We start from the raw sequence: 20,470 nt of genomic DNA on the forward strand, positions 1-20,470 counted from the left end.
AGAGCCGGGCGCTTCGCGCCCGGCTCTTTCTTTAAAAACTCTCCTCCAACTTCTTTTTCCGCAATTTCCGTTGCTCCGCTGGCGTCAATGCCGTCTCTTCTTTGTGCTGTGCCATTTGTCGCAAATGGTTGAGTTCGTGGAGCTCTCGCTTCTCGCGACGCAACTGCTTGGTCCGCGCCCGATTGCGTTCAAACATACTCTCGAAGTATGTGTACATCGCCACAATACCGCGCAGGAAAGTCCGTAACACACCATGAATACTGTAATACCAGTTGAGCTGCACGATGTATTTCACAAAGTGCTCCCAACTGCGCACGATCCACGAACCCAGTCGATCTGTTTTATCATCAAGCCAATCACGCAGTGATGACGCAAAAAAGCGTCGACCACGACGCTTTTCTGCTCGCACGAGCAATAGTAATGCAACAAAGACAAGGAGCACGATCGTAAATGTCGTTGTTGCAGTAGAGATCATTGCTGACTATTTTACAGAGACTCGTGAGATCTGTGCAATTGAGATATTCTCACCAAACTTCTGCACGCCACCAGTTACCATCTCACCGATGGTCTGATCTGGATTCTTCACGAAGTCCTGTTCCATAAGCACCTGATCCTTGAAGTACGAATCAAGCTTGCCTTGCATGATCTTTTCCTTCATGTCTTCTGGCTTGCCTTCGAGCTCAGGAGCAAACACTTCCTTTGCTTTTTCGATCGCATCTTCTGGAAGTTCATCCTTTGAGATGTACTTTGGATCAGTTGCCGCTACATGCATCGCAATATCCTTCGCAAGTGCAACGAATTCTTCGTTCTTTGATACGAAGTCAGTTTCACAGGCTAGCAGCACCACTGCCGCTACTTCATTAGTGTTGTGTACGTACACACCGACTGCGCCAGCACCAAGTTCACGGTCTGCTTTTTTCTCTGCAGCTTCAGAACGCTTCTTCTTAAGGATGATCACAGCCTTGTCCATGTCACCCGCTGCTTCTTCAAGCGCCTTCTTACACTGCATCACTGAGATGCCAGTCTTATCTCGTAATTCTTTGAGTTGTGCTGATGTAATTTCCATATGAATGAATATCCAGAGGATATATTTATGAATGTACGTCTGAATGTGCGCTATTCCCAGCGCACATTCCTAGACGAATCTAACAAATTATAACAGAGACTATGCAGGACGACGTCGGTCTCCACCACGTGGACGGCTGTCCGCAGGCTTTGGTACGTACGTTGCCTTTCCTTCTGCGTACGCGTCTACCAATTCGTGCACCAAGAGTGACACACTGCTCTGAAGCGAATCGTTCGCTACTACCGGGTAGGTGATCTTTCGAGCATCACAGTCTGAGCTCATAAGCGCGATCACTGGAATATTCTTTTCACGAGCTTCGTTGATCGCGATCTCATCATGACGTGGGTCTACCACTACCATAAGATCTGGAAGCTTTGGCATCTTTGCAATACCTGCAAAGTTGAAGCTGAGCTTATCGATCTCGCGACCAAGCACGACACGCTCCTTCTTGGTGTACTTTCGTTCGAGTTCACCTGATTCCTTTTCGTGCATCAACGCTTCAAGACGATTGATACGCTTCTTGATCTCGCTCCAGTTAGTGAGCATACCTCCGATCCAACGGTTAGTCACATATGGTGACTCGGTCTTTTCTGCCGCTGCAGTGACGATCTTTGCTGCTTCGTCCTTGGTACTTACAAACAGCACGATCTTGCCGTGTGAACCAGCTTCCTTAAGAGTTTCCTTGGCAGTTTCGAGTAATGCGGTTGTCTTTTCGAGGTCGATGATATCGCTTCCGTCTTTGGTTGCGAACACATACTTTGCCACCGAAGGGTGACGACGACTCTTCTTAAAACCGAAGTGTGACCCGGCTTCAAAAAGCTTGTCGATGATTGATGTTGTTGACATAAATATTGTTATTGGCGACTCATGTGAGCTATCACGCGGCGAGACTGGTTACTATTAATGCCTCCCGAGGTGAAACAACTGCACGCTGACCGAAGTGAACGTTACGCAGTCTGAGTCTTTCTAAAAAAGCGCCTAATTGCGCTAGCGGCGAGATAGTACCATGGCGACGCATGGAGCGCAATAGATTATTCATCTTCGTCAGTACCAAGTTCGCCACCTGCAGCGACTTTCTGCAGCGACTCTACGATCGGACCAAGTGCCCCACCAAGGGTTGCCTCGATCGAGTGCCATGACTGCTTAATACGATGATCGGTGATGCGATTTTGCGGGAAGTTGTAGGTACGGATCTTTTCTGAACGATCACCAGTACCGATCTGATTTTTGCGCGTATCGGCGTGCTTTTTCATTTCTTCTTCTTCATGCATTGCTTCAAGCTTCGCGATCAAAAGTGTCATCGCTTTTTCACGATTCTTCAACTGTGAACGCTCACTCTGGGAACGCACATCAACACCAGTCGGACGATGAATGAGTCGTACTGCAGTTTCCACCTTGTTGACATTCTGACCGCCAGCGCCCCCAGAGCGTGAAAATTCCATATCAATATCGCTTGGATTGATCTCGATACTTGGCTTTTTACGCAGTGGCAAAATTGCCACCGATGCAGTAGAGGTATGAATACGGCCCTGCTTCTCGGTCGCCGGAATACGCTGTACACGATGAACACCCGTTTCATAGCGCAGGTCTTCATATGCCTTTGGGTGCAAGATCTCAAACGCCGCTTCTTTGTATCCACCCGCTTCAGTCGCTGAGACATGCTCAGTGGTGCGCGGCCAGCCATTTACTTCGGCATACTTTAGATACATGTTGGCTAACTCACCTGCAAAGAGCGACGCTTCATCGCCACCAGCACCAGCCCGCACTTCGAGAACGACACCATACGGCTTTGCTTCCTCTTCTCTACTTGCTTCAATGATGTGGTCCATTTCATCCCATTGTCCTTGAAGCTGCTTGGTGAGTGATTCGATTTCTTCTTGTGCAAGCTCTGCCATTTCTGGATCTGATGCAGCAAGTTCCTCAGCTTCGCGGAGCTTCGCAAGCTCACTCTCAAACTGCGACGCCAAAAATTGCGTCTTTTGATTTTCTTTGAATTCTTTCAGTTTGTCTTGGTCGATCTCCATGTGCGCTCAAGTGTACTTATTATCGTAGCAATAGCAAGACTCCTTACTCATTAAGTCGCGCAATGAAACGCTGTCCTGAAGACACGAATCAAGTTCTCCGCTCGCGACGCGAACCCGTCAAGAGACTCTGTCTCTTGACTGAACCGCTGCTCCGCGAGGTCTTCCGGACAGCGTTTCAATCGCGCTCGCAGCCAGACCAAAACAAAACCACCCTCTCGGGTGGCTTTGTGAAGGTAGTGACTTTACTTCTTCTTGCGATCGCCAGCCTTGGCCATTCGCTGCTTGAAGCGGTCTACTCGACCGGCGCTGTCCATTACCTTCTCCTGTCCAGTATAAAACGGGTGTGAGGCGCTGGTTACATCTACCTTAAAGATTGGGTACTCCTTACCATCAGTCCAGGTGTCAGTCTCTTCAGTTTCGATAGTTGAACCGATGAGCATACGCTCATTTGAAGAGTTGTCGTGAAAGATTACCATGCGGTAATTTTCTGGATGAATATCTTTTTTCATATTACAAATACTTCGGCGTTCTCATGAAGTCAGCGGTCTGACTTCGGGAATATAATAAGCAAGAACACCTAATTTCTTGTGGCGGTTACTATAGCAGAAACCAATAACATTTCAATACTTCGACATCAGCACTTTTTAGCCCATAATTTATCTATCTGTTCACTGATTCTTAAGACGAGAGGTTCGAGTTCTTTTTCAGCGGTATGATTCGCAAGCACCTCCGCTAAACGTTCTATATCTTCTGCAGTTTTTTTGTCATATTTTTTAACTCTTGCTGCAGCGTATTTCAACCTTAATCTTATTCCGTTTTGCTCTTTTCGTTCGAAATTGACCAGCAGTTCAGTTAACCGATCATGGATTTTTGTATGGAGTTCCTTTACATCATCTGCCTCACGCTGGTATTTTGCATACTTCTTTCTAAACGAAAATTTAACCAGTTCTTTTGCCAACAAAACACCAAGAGTGACAAAAAATGGCAGAGCTAGTGAATATAGCGTAACAGTCATAAGATGTAAGCTTGATAAGTACTCAACTATTGCCTTGATTACATTTGAGATATCCATGTAATTCTTACGATCCCAAGATCTGAATCTCCTGTGCAAGACGTGATTTACGATTCATCACCTGGTCACCATAGAAGGCATTAGCAGGATTAGAGGCGCCGCCCCAACCAGCGTAGTAGCGAAGTGCAGCCAAACGGTCGCCACTGTACGTGCCATTTGCACCATTATCTCGCAGCAAGAGCGCGGTCGCGATAAAGGCATCGCGGTTGTTGAATGGGTTGGCTGGTGTGTTGTTGCCATTGATACGGCGAATCGCGTCAGACCCCTTGTCGTATGTCCACTCACCACCGATATTAATAATACCGCCATAGATCGCCCACGTTGATGGGATAAACTGTGATGGACCCATCGCTCCTCCCCACCCTACACGCGACCCATTTTGCATGATTGGACACGACACAGTGCGAGAGTATGGATCAAAGCCAAGAATATCCGCGATCGCCAAGAACACTGGTTCATCGCGCGTCGGGTGCATTACCGGTCGCGAGCTGTGACTATCGCTAAAGAGACAGCTACCAAGATTAGAGCCGATGTTTGTCTCTTGTTCCAAGATCGCCAAGATCAGTGCCGCACTCACTCCTGTTACACCAGACGCATACTGCGCTAAAGCAACCGCGTCTGGGAATGGAATACCACCGCCACCACCAAGGAGTTCGAAGAGTGCACTACGAAGCTGGGCTGCGGTCTTTCGTTGAGAATCAAGCAATGCTTGATACTCCTCTTCTTCACCCTTTGTCACAGTCAGAATACGCGCTTTCTCTGCTTCTTTGGCTTCGATATCATCCTTCTGTAGTTCCTGGATCCGCTTCATCTCCGCTTCAGTTTGCTGCTTGTTCTCAAGCTCGTTCTTCTGCTCAACGGTATCACGTCGAATACCATGAAGCACCGCAAGTGATTCGTTGAGTGATTCCTTGATTGATTGATAGGTTGCAACATCGGTAAAGAACTCTGAAAAGCTTTGCTTACTCAACATCACCTCAACCAACGAGTAGTCTTCTAGAAGCGCTGACTTCCGAACCAAATCAGCAAGAGATTCCTGCTGTTTTGCCAGTCGCTCTGCCAAAATATCAAGCACCACTTCCTTCTCACCGATCTGATCTGAAAGCTGCTCGATTGCTACTGCGCGTGCTTGAATACCAAGCTGTGCTTTCTTGATCTCACCCTCAATAATAGTTAGGTCGCGTTCGAGTGTCTGCCTTTCTTGTTGCTTGTCCTCCACCAATCGCTGCTGCGTGAGGATCTGTCGCTCAACATTTTGCAACTCAGTCTCAAGACGCTTACGGCGTTCCGCTTCTGTTTCACTATCAGCCCATTGTGGGGGTATCAGTAAAGCTAATACGAAAATACCGGCGATGAACGTACGTGTCATGCCGGTATTATAGCAGAGTCTGTCAGGTGTCTAGTCTCGACAAACCCTATGCTTTCTCCTCCTCTACGTCTTCCTTTCCTTTCTTTTCAACCTCGATCGAGCTCATATCGACTGGCTCACTTGATTCTTCTTCAGATCCACTTGCGCGTGAGGCGCTGATGACCACTACTGCTTCTTCTGGGTCAAGCTCTACCTTCACGCCAGCAGGAATCGAAAGATCACTTACGTGGATCTTATCTGAAACCTTCTGAAGTACGCTTAGATCAACATCGATATGACTTGGCAATACACCAGGCTTACATACAACCTCGATCTCATGATGCACTTTAGTAACTGAACCTTCCTTACTTTCTTCAACTGGCGCTTCACCGATGAAGTGTAGTGGTACATGAGCGGTGATCTCCATATCCTTATCTACTGCGTAGAGATCGACATGCATTACTCGCTGCTTTACTGGATTAAACTCTACATCCTTGATAAGCACTTCAACTGACTTACTGAGTCCAGAGAGCTCGATCACGGTTGCTTCACCAGCCTCTTTAAGCACCTTATCAAATGCCTTTTCATCAAGCACCACGCTAGTTGGCTCTTGCTTTGGGCCATAAATGACCGCCGGTACGCTACCGTTAGCTCGTAAAGTATCGAGGGTCACTGAATCGTCACGCAGGGTGACTGCTAATGTCATTGTCATAATAAGGTAGCGTAGCACAAGGGAGGTTGAAAATGAAGGGGCGGCGGGCAGAGCCCGCCGCCCCTTCATTTTCTGCCAGACCACTATTCATTCAACTTCGCTCTTGTCGTTGGTCCAACATTTCCATAGCCGGTGGTGTCTGGAGTACCGGAACAGATACCCATTTCTTCACACTGGAATCGCTTGAGGGCAGCCAGTGTTGCTTGTCCAAAGTAGGTAGTCTCATAACCTGGCGCACCGTCTCCAGTGTAGGCAATAAGGAAATTGCGGGCATTGAGAGCTTGCTGCAGCCGGCGAACATCATCTCCTTCCATACCAATACCAAGTGCGCGAGTAAGGCCGGCACGAGTAGCTACTGAGGTGTTGGTGGTACCAAGACGAGCTTGAAGCTGCGCCTGGAGTTGCTGGATCAAAGCGGTAAGTTCGAGAATGCGTTGCTGAAGTGCAGATCGGTCAACTCCCCCACTACTGCGACGAATCTGCTCTGATCGCACCGCATTCTTTGCTGCTTCTGTCAGTTTCGGTGCAGCGCTGCTTATCTCTGTATAGGTAACACTAACAGGTTCACTGTACTCGCCTTCAGCTGACACGGTGTACACGGTGTACGTGTAACCAACCCCTTTCTTGGTGGATTCATCGTGGTAGCTAGTCTCTGTGCCGGCAAGCGTCGTGAATGGTTGCCCCGACGGTCCTGCTTGTGTTCCATTGTCAGTTCGGAAGACCAATACTGAATCAGCATCAACATCTACATCCCAAGACAAGATGACTGAACCAGACCGTGCAGATAGATTCCAGACACCACGAAGGGTGCCGCTCGTACGGAATGATCGGATGTTATTAGTCACCGTGTTGCCCGCAGCATCTTCTGAGGTGACTGCGTAGTAATACGTGGTCCGCGCCTTAAGACCAGGGAACGATAATTCATGTGCGGTCGTGAGCAGATCATCTGTGAGTGATGCAGTCAGTGAGTTTTGGCTCGTGCCATAGCGCACCAGTGAAGTCGCCGGTTCATCAGTATTCCAGACCACTACGTATTGGCCGTACCCAAGGTCATTGACCGCAACATCAGTCAGGACAGGATCAGTAACATCGGGTGGTGGCAGCGGATTGTTATCTACTACAAGTGAGATCTGCGGAGAAGAAGCAATATTACCAGCCTTATCTCTCGCTACTGCCTGCAAGGTATGTGTACCATCTTGGATCGCAGTAGTATCGAGTCCTCGTTCATATGGTGCAGCGATATCCTCTGGACCATAATTACTTCCATCCAATTTGAACTGTACTCCTGCCATACCTGAATGTGTCTCACCCGAAACCTCAGGGTCATATGCGTATGCCACCAGACTGATCGTCCCACTAACCGTGCCGGTTTCACTTGGCACGAAGCGTACGATCGGGTCAGTCTGATCTTCAGTTGCGAGCGTTGTGACTATCATGTCTGCAGAAGCCACCTGATTGCCGGCTGCGTCACGACTCACTGCTTGTATGTGGTATGCAGTATCGGCTGAGAGACCTGACACGGTCACCGAGTGATCGGTTGCGACGGTTTGTGTCTCATTGGTTGCACTACCGTAGTTTAGGGTTTTTCCATACCGCACAACACTTGTCGTTAATTCATCGGTGTTCCAGGTTACCCGAACGCTATTTTTTGAGACGTCGATCACTTGCACGTTACTGATGCTCGGCGCAGTCGTATCAGGTTCAATGACCACTAATTGCGTATTTGTAGTTGCTTCACCAGCTGCATTACTACACACCAATGTGTAGGTTGTAGTCGTGTCTGGAGCAACTGTCTTACTACCACTTACCGCACCTCCAGTACTAAATCCTGTACCCGTACACGTATTGGCATTAGTACTACTCCATGTCACGATCGCACTTTCTCCTGCATCGATAGTTTCTGGAGCAACTGAAAGAACAGCCGATGGTGCAGGGGTTGGTGCTGTATATTCTGTGAGATATTCTTCAACCACCCAACCATCTACCCCAGCATTAAAGTCGACGCTCCACCATACCTGACCACTGACCGTGGTCGGACCACCAATGATCACCCCGCGTGCAGCATCAACTTGCCAGCCGATGTACGTCCCGCCTGCACTCGAACGAACATTGAGATTCGTACCATCACCAGTTTGTACACGCACCTGCGTACCAACACTAAAGGTTGGCGTTACGATCTGATCAGTGACCGGCGTACTGATACTGTTGTATTCATCATTGTCAGTACCACTAGTACAACCTGGGTCGGCAGGGTAATCAACCAACCCATCACCGTCATTGTCACTAGAGTCAGAACAAGCATAGGTTGGTGTAGGTACTGCAGTTCCTGAAACCGTCACACTACCAAGATCACACCAGTACGTTCCACCGACCACTTCACAGTCTGAGGTTCGATGTGCAAGCTTGAGAGGATTCACTTGTGTGAACGCGCTGTTCTGTACCACACCAATCGATACATCATACGTGTCACTACTTGCAAGTGACACTCCAGCTTTACTAAAGGTCTTCACACCTTCGCCTGGGAAGACCTGGGTAATATCACCAGAAAGTGGAACAATGATATCGTTGCCACCAGAACGAGGATCGAACCGAAGTGAAAGAGTGTAGTAATCCCGATAGACTGGCGCTGTACCTGTATTCTTGAGTTTTGCCGAGACCGTGAACAAATCACCAGCAGCTGCGGTCTTTGGTATGGTCACTTCGGTCACAGCAAGTCGATACCCTCCGATCGAACGCCACTCATCAAGTGCTGCTTTATATAAGCTCGTGCCTGGATAGGTATGATACTTGTTATTGAAACCACTGAAGTGCCAGTACTCCATGAGGTTGTTAAAGGCGTAGTAGCCTTTTTCACCATTCGCAGAAGGATAGGTCTCAGGATTTGTTGACGGCTCAGCATCTCCAGACATCGGCTCACCATATACCGGACCATACTTCCAACAGTCGTTCATGAACGGATACGCATTAAAGACCGGGTCCATGACCCACTTGGTCACATCGATCCCGTCAGTTCGCCAACCGATCGTCTTGTTTTGCTGTGCTGCCTGCTGACACAGATACACCCACATATTTTCAACCGGTGCTTCTTTTGCTGTTTCTCCATTTCGTACATTTGCCACAATTGGAATAAGGTTGAATTTCAGATATGCATCTGCAATAGCGATCTTCGCGCTGTTGTTTGGCATTGGCCACTTGGTGTTCGTGCCGCTCAGTACCACGTTCTCTGTGTGCAACTCACTCCAAGCACCAAGGCCACCGCGCACATCGATGTACGCGATCTTGCCTGCCCACGCTGCTTTGTCATAGCGGTTTCTGATTGCATCGATCAATTCAACCTGTTGTGCAATGTACTCAGGATCAGCGTGGTTGAAGGTCCAGACATTGGTGTACTGGCCGCCGTTTGCCGCACAATTGTTGTTAGCATTGGTGAAATCTGTCAGATAGTACGTACAGCCCACAGGAGTCCCTTTCCCATCAGTCCCTACACCCGTACATCTCTGACCACGTGCCTCCGCTTCAGCCATGTACCAATCTGGGATCGGTTGCTCCAAGTTACATGAACCACCTAAAATAGGACTCTGCCCCATAACACTAATACCGATCTGCTTGCCAGCTGTGACCGCAGCATTGATCGCACTATCGAGGACAGTCCAATTGAAGTTGTTGTCACCATTTTCTTCGATCGCCACCCACGGGATACGAACGTATCGAATGGTTGCAACATCGTTTACCGCAGTGTTGGCATCATTCTGCCACTTCCCAGAAGCAAACCGAACCTTACCTGCCTGTTCAAGACCGATCCCAGGATTACTGAGCGGCGTCGTAGCTGAAAGCGCAACTGGGTTCACCGTTTGAAAAGTGACCACCTCAGGAGTTATTGGAGCAGGAGTTGGGGTTGGGGTCGATGCCGATACTGAGACACTTACACTCGCACTATCAGATCCGCCTGCGCCCGTACAAGTCACTCGGTATGTGGTGTTACTGGTCGGAGAGACACTCGCACTACCACTCGTCTTGCCGCTGGTGCTGAAGTTGCTTCCAGAACAAGTGGTCGCATCTGTAGCAGACCAGGTCAAAACCGATGATCCACCACTCACGACCGAACTAGCAGAAGCGGCAATGGTTGCTACCGGTTCCGGCACCGTAGGCGTTGGTGTTGGATCAGGGGTCGTCACCACCTCTTGGTCGACACTCGTGCTGTATAACTGAGCGATCTCATTTCCACTGAGAACTTTACTGTAGATACGCACTGCATCGATCGCCCCTTTTGTTTGATGACTGGTCGCAGAACCAGCACCGATCCGCATGTTTGCTGTTGCTGTATTCAAACTGCCAAAGTTGGCTGTCTGTGTTTGTTGCGTGCCGTTTAGGTGCAATGTGAGACTGCCTGTACTACTCATGGTTGCAACTGCGTGATACCACACGCCAGTTGAGATGGTACCGTTTGACGCGATCGTATAGGCTGTGCTTCCGTCATGCACTTGAAACTCCAGTTTGTTGTCGTAGCTGCGGACATCCATACTCCAGGTGTAGAACGGGGAACTTCCAGTACGCTCACGGATCAAGAGTGCATTATCACCCTGCGCCGAAGGCAACGAATCTAACTTGAACCAAAGCGAGACTGAAAGTGGCAAACGAGTGAAGTCAGCACTATCTGCTACCTGCACGTAATCATTCACACCATCGAACGTGAGAGCCGAACCAAACTTTCCGGCACTCCAGACCGGTCCGTTGATGAGCGAACCATCGTGGGTCCCAGCTGCATCATCAGCGGTAGTGCCAGCCCCATCATCGAACGTCCAGTGAGCGACAAGATCAGTGGTATCGCTGGCAATGACCGCACCCACCTGAGAACCTGCCTTACCGAAGGCATTGGTCCACATCTCATACGCTTTATCAATGCCGAACAATGACATCAACGAAACGAATAGTTGCGTGTTTGTTGCAGCATACGCGGTCTGACTACCCATAAGCAGACTGAACAGCAGAACAGGTACGATCAGGGTTTTACATGCGAATTTCATAAGAAGTGTTAAAAGATGGTTTGTTAAATTGGTTTTTGGTCAAATAAAAAGGTGGGGTCTCTAAAAACAGACGCGCGCGGCCAGCTAGGCCGCGCGACTCTAGCTATATGATACCAAAATCCATAGGATGTTCAGGCACGCGTATTCATCTCACTGGGGACAGGCTGAATCAACAACCTAGAAAATATGACTGGTCAAGACACTCTTACGGAATGGTATACTCACTACATGTCACAGCAATACGATTTCGTCGCGATTGGCGACATTCTCATAGACGCATTTATCAAACTAAACATTGACCAAGCAGATGTATCGATCGATATGGACACTGGTCGCAAGACCTTGCACATGCCATTTGGCAGCAAGCTTCCCTACGACGATGTGACCGTAGTACCTGCAGTTGGCAACTCACCAAACGCTGCCGTCTCAGCGCACCGCCTTGGCCTCGAAACTGGACTAGTGACTAATCTCGGCCACGACAAATTCGGCAAAGAATGTCTCGACGCACTGCGCCAAGAAGGTGTCCATACAGACTTCGTGAAGATCCATGAGGATAAAAAAACCAATTACCACTACGTGCTCCGCTATGGTCCTGAACGCACCATCCTCATCAACCACGAGCACTACCCGTACTCGCTGCCAGATTTCCCGGTTGCACCGAAGTTCTTCTACTTCTCTTCGGTCGGTGAACATGGCCTTCCCTACCACCACGAGATCGCAGAGTATGTGAAGAATAATGAAACAAAGCTTGCGTTTCAACCAGGGACCTTCCAGATCAAGGTGGGATACGAAGCAATCAAAGATGTCTATGAAGCGTCTGAGATCTTCTTCTGCAACAAGGAAGAAGCACAGGAGATCCTCAGCTCTACCGAGCAAGACATCCCAACACTTGTTCGAGCCATTCGAGAACTCGGCCCAACCATTCCAGTGATCACAGACGGACCAAATGGAGCCTTCACTGTCGACGCGGACGACCAAGCCTGGCACATGCCAATGTATCCAGATCCAGCGCCACCAGTAGATCGTACCGGTGCTGGAGACTCATTCTCCTCAACCTTCACCAGCGCGATCATCCTCGGAAAAGACCCAGCCGAAGCACTTGCCTGGGGCCCGATCAATTCGATGAATGTTGTGCAACATGTCGGTGCGCAAGCTGGACTCCTCTCTCGTGAAGAGTTGCTCAAGCATCTTGAAAACAGACCAGAAGACTACGTAGCTACGAAGATAAACTAACACTAGAACAAAACTGCCGGCGCCCCTTCGGGGCGCCGGCAGTTTTCACTTTACAAACAACAGTACACCAGATACCCTGCATACAGATTCACCTACCGAGACCAGACCGATGTTTCAATTAAAGAAACTATACGTAGCGATCTTTTATGCCTTACATGGAGACAACCAATGGCTCACCGATCAAATCCTAATAGACAAACAAACATTCTACTTCGACTTCAAAACAGAGCGGGGCTAAGAACAACTCACACCAAGAAAGCCATTGCGGGTCTTAAACGGATCCCTAAACCACCAAACTATCGTTGGTTCTTCCCAACACTGCGAAAGAAGTAAGGTAGAAAAAACGGCCGAATGGCCGTTTTTTAAGAGAGAATCCGCTTCGCAGCCTCCACTATCGCAGGCACATCCATGCCAAAGTGAGAGATGAGTTCATCTGGTTCACCCGATTCACCGAAGCGATCCTTTACACCCACTCGCGCAAGTTTGGTTGGGCAGCATTCTGCCAAGTGTTCAGCGACTGCGCTACCAAGCCCACCCGTGATCTGATGCTCTTCTACTGTCACAAGTGCTCCGTGCTCCGCAGCAAATTCTACGAGCACATCGCCATCGAGTGGCTTGATCGTTGCCATATGCAAAACTGACGCACCGATACCATTTTCATTAAGCTCTTTGGCGGCCATAATCGCATTGTAGAGTAACGACCCAGTCACCACGATACCAACCTTTTGCTCATGCGCTTCATCGCGAGAATACATGCGCTCAGCTTTTCCGATCTCAAATGGTGACTCAGGGGTGGTTACGACCGGAGTCGCACTACGTCCCAGACGGAAGTATACCGGCCCGTCATATTTAGCCGCAGCCAGTGTTGCCTTGCGTGCCTCATGCACATCAGCTGGTGCGATCACGACCATATTTGGGATCACTCGCATGATCGCCATGTCTTCGATCGCTTGGTGGGTTGCGCCATCTGGCCCAACTGATACACCTGCGTGTGCCCCTACCACCTTTACGTTACTGTTGTTGTAACAAATGGTCGTACGGATCTGCTCCCAACTGCGACCAGGAGAGAACATGGCGTATGAAGCGATAAACGGGATCTTTCCCATTGCCGCCATACCAGAGGCAACCGATGCCATACTCTGCTCAGCAATACCTACCTGCACAAAACGATTTGGAAAGGCATTTGCAAAGTGATGTGTTTGAGTTGATTCAGTCAAATCGCAGCAAAGCGCGACGACACGCTCGTCACGTTTTCCTGCCTCCAGCAAACCTTCACCATACCCATGACGAGTTGGTGTACGTTCAACTTCTCCATTTGAAAGATTTGGTTGTAGATGATCTGCAAACATAGATAAAAATTATGAGTCCTGAGCTTCAATAGTACCGGCTAAGGTGCGGAGTTTCTGGAGGGCTGTGCGCGCCTGTTCACTCTTTGCCACGCGATCTTCTGGTCCCTTTCCTGGAGGGTTACCATGCCAACGGAAATCGCGCTCAAACACATCAACACCACGAGATGCAACTGTATGCGCAATGATCACCGATGGTTGATTGTATACCGCTTGCGCCTTACCAATAGCGTCGTTTACCGAACGAATATTATGACCATCGACTTCCTGAACATCAAAGTTAAAAGCAGCAAGCTTCTCAGCGAGTGGCTCAAGCGGCATCACATCTTTGGTGTACCCATCGATCTGAATACCATTTCGGTCGATGATCACGATCAAATTGTGGAGCTGTTCCTTGCCGGCGTGCATAAGCGCTTCCCAGATCTGTCCTTCATCAAGCTCTCCGTCACCCGTGAGACAATAGAAGAATTTTGAGGAGTATGGATTATCGATACGCTCTGCGAGCGCCATGCCAACCGCTTGCGACAAACCAGAACCAAGCGGTCCAGAACTCGTCTCAATGCCGGGCAGCGCGCCACGATGTGGGTGCCCTTGGAGGCGTGAACCGAGCTTTCGAAGCGTTAACAATTCTTCCACCGGGAAATATCCAGCGTGTGCCAGTGTTGCATACAAAACTGGACAAATGTGGCCGTTTGAAAGGATCACACGGTCACGCTCTTCCCAATCAGGATTCTTTGGGTCATGCTTAAGGACACCAAAATACAGCAGGGTGAAAATATCTGCCATACCAAGCGGTCCGGCCGTATGTCCACTTCCAGCTTCGGTGAGCATCTCAATAATACTTTGACGAATCTCGTTCGCCTTTCGTTCAAGATCTTGAACTTCATCTGAGGTAAGGTACTGCATAATACCCTCGTAGTATACCAGAGTCTGAGAGCAACCAAATGACGCCACTAGTTAATAAGTGCCTGTAGCGCAGCGTGTGCAGCCTGAGGATCATCTTGGAGCGTGATCGCAGAACCACAGATAAACCGATCTGCACCAGCATTGCGCAGATGCTTGATCGTATCTTTGTTCACACTGCCGTCGATCGAGATCATTTTGCTTGGAAAGCGTCGCTTCAGCTCTTCGATCTTACCAAGTACCGCCTCATCAAACGGCAGACCTTGTGCACCGATCTCATAAATACCCATCAATTGTATATAGTCTGCGTACTCGGCATATTCACTTAACGTATCGAGCGACGTCTCCCCATGCGCACTCACCCCGACTGAAATATGTGTTCCTTCACAAAAATTTTTAAAATTCTCCAGTGAGAGTGTTTCAACATGAAACACTAACATGTCTGCACCGGCAATAACCCAATCTACAGCTGCCTGCAGAGGTTGTACCACCATCAGATCAACCTCAAGAGTAAAAGGATCAAGCTGTGACTTAACTGAGATCGGTTCTCCTATCGGATCATACGGCCAACACACTGATGACACGAACTGCCCATCTACCAGATCAAGCTGCACCTCTTTCGACCAAGCTAGTCGAGCAGCTAAGTCTACGATCTCCTCGCGACTTTTTGGAATGATGGCTGGCACGATCGGTACGATACTCATGAATGGATGTCTTTAGTGATAACTTCGATCTTCTTGTTACGTCGTGCGTATTTTGTGTCAGGCAGTGGATCAGTATGTAGCCATTCCCAGATCACTTGCTTAGTGACGTTAATGTCCGCAAAACGCGCACCGATCGACAGTACATTTGAATCATTATGCTGGCGAGATAGTTTTGGGATGGATGTGTCTCCACCATAAAAAACCACTGCGCGAACTTGCGGGTATCGATTTGCAAGCATCGCCTCACCCTGTCCAGAACCACCTAAGATGATCCCTCTATCTTTCTTGTGGTGCTTACTCACCGCTTCTGCAGCTTTGCTGATGAAGTCTGGAAAATCATCCTCCGAATCAAGTGAGGCAGCACCGTGGTCCACTACTTTGTATCCCTCAGCTCGCAACCACGCAGCAATCGCCTGCTTGTGATGAAAGCCGGCATGATCTGTTGCGAGATGGATCTTCATAGTGAAACTTATTTTACGTGCTTCGCAGCAGCTGCAACATGCTCAACCAACGTCTGTGTGTAGCTGGTCTCATTGTCGTACCAGGCGAGCACTTTTACGAGATTGCCTCCAACCACTCGCGTGAACGAAAGGTCAGCAATGGAACCAACGCGTGATCCAATGATATCTGACGACACGATCGGTTCATCGGTTGCAGCAAAGATATGCTGCCAGCGCTTATCACCAGCTGCTTTCTGAAGCGCGGTGTTCACCTCTTCAACAGTCGTATCACGAGCTGCGATAAAGGTCACATCAACGATCGAACCAACGGGCACTGGCACACGCATGGCCATACCATCAAACTTCCCTTCGAGTTCAGGATGCGCCTTAGTCGTCGCAATAGCTGCTCCTGTAGAAGCTGGTACGATGTTGAGCGCAGCTGCTCGACCAGTGCGCAGGTCTTTCTTAGCTGGGCCATCAACAAGCGACTGCGAGGCTGTGTATGCGTGTACTGTATTGAGCACCGCTTTCTCGATACCGATCGCTTCTTTTAGAATTGCGATCACTGGACTGGTAGCGTTAGTTGTACAAGATGCATTTGAAGAGATCTGACAGGTAGCAAGCTGATCATTATTCACTCCCATGAGTACCGTTGCGCCTTGCACCCCTGCCGCTGCCGGGTCATCCTTCGCTGGCGCAGAGATCACGACTCGCTTAGCGCCAGCAGCGAGATGCTTCTTTGATCCTTCGTAGGTAGTGAAGAAACCAGTTGATTCAACCACAATATCAATGTTGAGATCACCCCACGGCAACTTTTCTGGTTCACGCTCCTGTAGAAACGCGATCTCTTTGCCGCCCACCTTGAGCTTTCCGCCGTCCACCTTCACCTCAAAAGGACTACGGCCGTAGACTGAGTCATACTTCAGGAGGTATGCCAGATTCTCTAGAGAACCGAGATCATTTACCGCTACTACTTCAAAATCTGCATGACCAAAAGCCGTCCGCATAAACGTACGTCCAATTCGACCAAAACCATTAATTGCTACCCGTACCATACAAAAAAACTATATACATTGATTCGATTAACTCCTCTAACTATACAGCCAATTCGACTGCACTTCATTAGTTCTTATCCTCAGAGGGATCAGCCTCACGCTCTCTTGATCGCTTCAGTACTAGAATAAGTAAGAGTATCAAGATCAAGAGCAGCAAGATGAGCGGCACAAGCCAAAGCGGCTGCTCAAAAAATACGTCTGGAAAGACCACGTGAGAACCAGCTGCCGCAGACGATCCCTCAACAAACATGACCGGGGTCTGATAGGCCCCGACCACAAGCGCTTCGTAATCGTAAATAGAGATCTTGATCTGTGAGGCACCATGCACTACAACAGCTGGTATCACTGCTTCATACGCAGTCCGGTCGCGATTGATTCGAAGTAGGTATGAATAAGCACGTCGATTGTCAGTTGGATCGAGCACACTCACAACAATGGTCTTCAGATTGCCTGCAACCGCTTCAACCGGAAGTGAGATCATGAACGATTCTTCACCGTACAACTCTATTGATCGATCAAGCATAGAGTATCGATTCGCTCCTTGAGTGATGGTGATATCAGTCAGTTCCGGCATCTTCATGTCTGGCGTCAGACGTTCAGTGACCACACTTGATGTGGCTTCAGGTACTACACTTTGAATACCGGGCACGTGATCTGAATCCGACAGACCAACACCAGTTGTGATAGGTATCTGTGGATCTGTGCTGTCTATTGCATACACCATTACCACTGCCCCAGAAGACACATTTCCCTCAACATCGTATACAAATGCAGTGTAATAGACTGGTGAGTATTGTCTGAGAACTCCTTCATCAAAGGCACTTCCACCAAGACCTTGGTACACGATCGCGCCATCTTGCGGATGTTCAGGGAAACCCAGATGACTTCGTACAATGCGCACAAAGTCTACATTTTCCTGCTGCGGTAACTGCCAGGTGAGCTGCACCGAGTCCCCTTGTGGTGTAGCCAGAAATCGCGAGACGTTCTCGGGAGCTGAGACCACATGCACAGTATCAGTCGTGAACGAACCGGTCTTTAAGACCGCCTCTAGACCAAACGGCGTATAGCCGACGATCTCATACTCGTACGTTGTGCCCGGTTCAAGATCGGTCAGCATGACACCGTGTTCCTTGGCATACACGTTACTGACGATATAGCCAAGTTCGTATGAAGCAGTCCTACCCCACCGGATCTCGATCCGAGTTGGTCTAGCGGTTGCAAGCTGTAGGCTCGTGGTCGACACTCCAGTATCGATCACTAACTCATCAAGCACCAACCGAGCAACGGTCCCTTGCTGCGGTACTTCTTCAGTACTGGTCGGTGTCGGTGGAATATAAACATCTGGCGTCGTGGTCGCTAATGTATTGGAAGAACTGGAGTAGTTGTATGACGGGTCAAATGCACGAACTGTGTATGCGTATGTCGTACTCGCTGTGAGGCCAGTATCAGAATAACTAAGGAGTGACGTAGTCGCTATCGCTGTTCCATCACGAAATACGTTGTATCCAGCAACAGAATAATTATCGGTCGATGCGGACCAAGCCAGATCGATCTGACTGGTGGTGATCGGTGTAGCTGTCAGCAAAGTCGGCGTGCTCGGGGCAGTCGCATCGACCCCACCGTACATCCTGATCGTGAATGTGTTTGAATTAACTTGCGCAAAAGCGGCCTGCACACTAAGCAGCAAGATACACACGCACGAAAACAGGTATTTCATTACGTTCTATTATAACGGTAAAGCAGTCACTGTTGTGGTCGAAGTATACACTCCGGCAGTCAGGCCTGCACTGCTACCAACCCACACGCGAAAACGGATAGTAGTTGTGGCGCCGTCTGGGTGATTAGAGCCCCCCTTCTGAGCAATCGTTGTTGGTGAGGTGCTGAGCCCATCCCAGCAAGCTGACGCTGTATCCTGAACATCAACATTACATGAACCTCCGTCGTCTTTGTACGCCTGCACAATATCCATCCCCTCCGGAGTAAAACCAAAATGTGCACCAGTTGTACTAGTATCAAATGAGAGATCTGGCACTCCTCCGTCATCATAATCTGCGATTGTATCGTTTGTACTCTGCATCGCAGGATTGTTTTCGGCTTCAATGGTCAGCTGATATCCAGACGGACTATCTGTCGTAACAGTCACTGTCGTTGAGCCATTTGAGGTACCGCCAGTAAGACCGTAAATATTTGGTGTCATAGTCACATCTCCGGTGATCGAGAGACTCAGATACACTTCTTGCATTTGCTGATACCCGGCCAACAACTGATAGCTAGTACTAGTTGAGCGGCCAGTTGCCACCTCGCCAACCGTACTTTCTTGTCGATATGAGGTCGATGTAGAAAAACCACCTCCCACATTGATACTATCGCTCTGCAGCTGATAGCTTGAGCTGGTGCGAACTTGCGCCGATGAAATATTAAGTAAACTCACTATCAAAATTGTAGTGACAAGCGCTGCGCTAAAAGATTGTGCAAAGATTCCTCGAAGCATGATTAGTCACCTTTCCGCTTAAATTCAAATGTGCGGAAAAATGCTCTAATGCCGAAAAAGATAATGAACAGAACAAGGAACATTCCCCCGACGATCTTCCAAGGTAACACCCAGAAAGTGGTTGTTACCTCGTCAACAACATCTTCGTACCCTCGATTGATCCGCGCGGTGACCGTGTAGCGACCAAGCAAGAACTCTCGATCCCAAGACACCTCGCGAACGCGAAGGGACTTCGGGAGCACAAACCACGGCTCGAGTTCCACAAAGCCAACTTCTTCGCCAAAGAGATTCTTCACTGATATTTCACCGTACGGATTTACATGGACCGAACCGCTGTTCTCATACAACACACCAAGCTCGATCGGACCACTTTCAAACCACCACTTATCTCCAATGATACTCACTTCCTTGGTTTGTCCTTCGGTCACTGCGTCACCACGGACACGAATGAAGATCAAAGAACCCACTCGAGCAATGATCGGTTGTCGCGGTGCTAATTCAGCCCCTCCTTCGTTTACTCGAACAGTAGAGACAAGAACACTACCGTAGTATCCTCCCGGTTCAGTATTTGGTGGTATGGTGATCTTTACTGGAATCAGTGCTCGCTCACCAAGATCGATAGTAAAGGTGTCTTCTGGAAACGAAAGATAGTCTCGTACACTATATGGACCACGCTTAGAACCAGTCAGGCTCACGGCACTACTACCGTCAGCACTACCGACCACATCTTCGATCTCAAGTTTAAACGAACGACCATCACTGATTCGATTCGTTACTGCGATCTCTTGGATGACAGTCTCACCAGGACTAACCTCGATCTCAGAACGTCCTGGACCAACCACAAAATCACCGATATCGATGTTGCCAAAGATCCGCTCGGTACGATACCAAGGCTCTGCTTCATTTTCAGTAACAAGTACGACATCAGAAGTGGTCGCGGTACTGGAGGAACTTTCAAGTGAGAATGTTTCTTCTCCTTCCTGCGCAAACACCTCTCCAGAGAGAGGTGTCGCGAGAAGCGTGACAAGACACACGCCTAGGATTTTTTGCAT

Annotated in this window: 18 protein-coding genes; 1 reads left to right on the forward strand and 17 read right to left on the reverse strand. The window is 49.0% G+C overall.

Annotated elements, in window-relative coordinates; genetic code table 11:
* Positions 1 to 31 precede the first annotated feature (31 nt).
* The 9 genes from H6786_02535 to H6786_02575 all read right to left on the reverse strand — a co-directional run bounded on the left by H6786_02535 (position 32) and on the right by H6786_02575 (position 11,246).
* Positions 32 to 475: a hypothetical protein gene (locus H6786_02535; GenBank protein ID MCB9816251.1), complete on the reverse strand. Its 444-nt coding sequence runs from the start codon at positions 473 to 475 to the stop codon at positions 32 to 34.
* Between the two features lie 6 nt (positions 476 to 481).
* Positions 482 to 1,066 (reverse strand): elongation factor Ts, encoded by a 585-nt coding sequence (tsf, locus tag H6786_02540; protein ID MCB9816252.1) that lies wholly within the window; start codon positions 1,064 to 1,066, stop codon positions 482 to 484.
* Between the two features lie 99 nt (positions 1,067 to 1,165).
* Positions 1,166 to 1,912, reverse strand: coding sequence for a 30S ribosomal protein S2 (gene rpsB, locus H6786_02545; GenBank protein MCB9816253.1), 747 nt, complete (start codon positions 1,910 to 1,912; stop codon positions 1,166 to 1,168).
* A 185-nt stretch (positions 1,913 to 2,097) separates the two neighbouring features.
* Complete coding sequence (locus H6786_02550; protein MCB9816254.1) at positions 2,098 to 3,090, reverse strand: PCRF domain-containing protein; 993 nt, start codon at positions 3,088 to 3,090, stop codon at positions 2,098 to 2,100.
* A 242-nt stretch (positions 3,091 to 3,332) separates the two neighbouring features.
* Positions 3,333 to 3,599 (reverse strand): type B 50S ribosomal protein L31, encoded by a 267-nt coding sequence (locus tag H6786_02555; GenBank protein MCB9816255.1) that lies wholly within the window; start codon positions 3,597 to 3,599, stop codon positions 3,333 to 3,335.
* Positions 3,600 to 3,724: 125 nt separating this feature from the next.
* Positions 3,725 to 4,162 (reverse strand): hypothetical protein, encoded by a 438-nt coding sequence (locus H6786_02560; protein MCB9816256.1) that lies wholly within the window; start codon positions 4,160 to 4,162, stop codon positions 3,725 to 3,727.
* Positions 4,163 to 4,169: 7 nt separating this feature from the next.
* On the reverse strand, positions 4,170 to 5,531 hold the full coding sequence (locus tag H6786_02565) for a lytic murein transglycosylase (protein MCB9816257.1): 1,362 nt from the start codon (positions 5,529 to 5,531) through the stop codon (positions 4,170 to 4,172).
* 46 nt (positions 5,532 to 5,577) lie between these two features.
* Complete coding sequence (locus H6786_02570; protein MCB9816258.1) at positions 5,578 to 6,222, reverse strand: 50S ribosomal protein L25; 645 nt, start codon at positions 6,220 to 6,222, stop codon at positions 5,578 to 5,580.
* A gap of 83 nt (positions 6,223 to 6,305) precedes the next feature.
* A complete protein-coding gene (locus H6786_02575) occupies positions 6,306 to 11,246 on the reverse strand; it encodes a DUF4832 domain-containing protein (protein ID MCB9816259.1) in 4,941 nt (1,646 codons plus the stop codon).
* A gap of 228 nt (positions 11,247 to 11,474) precedes the next feature.
* Between H6786_02575 and H6786_02580 the strand changes: the two genes are divergently transcribed.
* Positions 11,475 to 12,479, forward strand: coding sequence for a carbohydrate kinase family protein (locus tag H6786_02580; protein MCB9816260.1), 1,005 nt, complete (start codon positions 11,475 to 11,477; stop codon positions 12,477 to 12,479).
* 362 nt (positions 12,480 to 12,841) lie between these two features.
* On the opposite strand, the gene H6786_02585 is transcribed toward H6786_02580, so the two are convergent.
* The 8 genes from H6786_02585 to H6786_02620 all read right to left on the reverse strand — a co-directional run bounded on the left by H6786_02585 (position 12,842) and on the right by H6786_02620 (position 20,470).
* Positions 12,842 to 13,828 carry a transketolase family protein gene (locus tag H6786_02585; GenBank protein ID MCB9816261.1) on the reverse strand — a complete coding sequence of 329 codons (987 nt, stop codon included), beginning with the start codon at positions 13,826 to 13,828 and terminating at the stop codon, positions 12,842 to 12,844.
* A 9-nt stretch (positions 13,829 to 13,837) separates the two neighbouring features.
* Complete coding sequence (locus H6786_02590) at positions 13,838 to 14,731, reverse strand: transketolase (GenBank protein MCB9816262.1); 894 nt, start codon at positions 14,729 to 14,731, stop codon at positions 13,838 to 13,840.
* A 47-nt stretch (positions 14,732 to 14,778) separates the two neighbouring features.
* Positions 14,779 to 15,432 carry a hypothetical protein gene (locus tag H6786_02595; protein MCB9816263.1) on the reverse strand — a complete coding sequence of 218 codons (654 nt, stop codon included), beginning with the start codon at positions 15,430 to 15,432 and terminating at the stop codon, positions 14,779 to 14,781.
* Positions 15,429 to 15,893 (reverse strand): RpiB/LacA/LacB family sugar-phosphate isomerase, encoded by a 465-nt coding sequence (locus tag H6786_02600; GenBank protein MCB9816264.1) that lies wholly within the window; start codon positions 15,891 to 15,893, stop codon positions 15,429 to 15,431. The genes H6786_02595 and H6786_02600 overlap by 4 nt, the downstream gene beginning before the upstream one ends.
* A gap of 8 nt (positions 15,894 to 15,901) precedes the next feature.
* Positions 15,902 to 16,927 (reverse strand): type I glyceraldehyde-3-phosphate dehydrogenase, encoded by a 1,026-nt coding sequence (gap, locus tag H6786_02605; GenBank protein ID MCB9816265.1) that lies wholly within the window; start codon positions 16,925 to 16,927, stop codon positions 15,902 to 15,904.
* 67 nt (positions 16,928 to 16,994) lie between these two features.
* The gene (locus H6786_02610; GenBank protein MCB9816266.1) at positions 16,995 to 18,644 is read right to left on the reverse strand and encodes a fibronectin type III domain-containing protein; all 1,650 of its coding nucleotides are present in this window, start codon (positions 18,642 to 18,644) and stop codon (positions 16,995 to 16,997) included.
* Positions 18,645 to 18,653: 9 nt separating this feature from the next.
* On the reverse strand, positions 18,654 to 19,418 hold the full coding sequence (locus H6786_02615) for a hypothetical protein (GenBank protein MCB9816267.1): 765 nt from the start codon (positions 19,416 to 19,418) through the stop codon (positions 18,654 to 18,656).
* A 2-nt stretch (positions 19,419 to 19,420) separates the two neighbouring features.
* Entirely contained in the window at positions 19,421 to 20,470 is a 1,050-nt protein-coding gene (locus H6786_02620; protein MCB9816268.1) for a hypothetical protein, read from the reverse strand.

Source organism: Candidatus Nomurabacteria bacterium (assembly GCA_020632075.1).
Classification (GTDB): domain Bacteria; phylum Patescibacteriota; class Minisyncoccia; order Phycocordibacterales; family UBA918; genus OLB19.